Here is a 598-nt window from a genome sequence, read left to right as displayed (position 1 = left end):
GGGAAGGAGGGGGAAGGTCAAGAAGGAAGAGGAGAAAGGGAAAAAAGGAGAAGATCCCCAAGCGTCAGGCGGAGGAAAGAAGGAAGAAGAGGAGGAAGAAAGGGAAAGAAGGAAGAGAGGGGGAAGAAAAGGGAAAGGGAAGGAAGAAAGGGGAGAGGGAAAAGAGGAAAGAAGAGGAAGAGAGGATAGAACAGGAAAGAGAAAGGGAAAAGGGAGGGGAAGGAAGGGGGAGGGAGAGAGGAGAGAGAAAAGGGAAAAAGAAAAAGAGGAGGAAGGAGGGAGGAAAAGAGGAGGAGGGAGGGAAGAAGGAGGAGAAAAAGGAGGAAAAGAGAAGGAGAAGGAGGGGAGGGAAAGGGAGGAGAAGAAAAGAAGGGAAAAGAGGGGAAAAAGAAAGGAGGGAGGAGAGGAGGAGAAGAGAGGGGGAGAGGGGAGGGAAGAGAGGAAAAGAGAAGGGAAGGGGAAGGAGGGGAGAATTGATAAACAATACATAGAGAAGGGAGGGGGGGGAGGGGAGGAAAAGAGAGAAGAGGGGAAGGGAGAAAAAAGAGGGGGAAAAGAAGAAAAAGAACGGGAAAGAAAAAGAAAGAGAGAGGGGAGG

At 50.3% G+C, this 598-nt stretch carries 1 protein-coding gene; it reads left to right on the top strand.

The genetic code is table 11. The features are described 5' to 3' along the window. A partial coding sequence (locus E1963_RS23890; RefSeq protein ID WP_201272108.1) for a hypothetical protein occupies window positions 1-598 on the top strand: 598 nt, incomplete at both ends.

Origin of the sequence: Extibacter muris (assembly GCF_004345005.1) — a bacterium.
In the GTDB taxonomy this organism is placed as follows: Bacteria; Bacillota; Clostridia; order Lachnospirales; family Lachnospiraceae; genus Extibacter; species Extibacter muris.
This window is presented reverse-complemented; position numbering and strand designations above follow the sequence as displayed.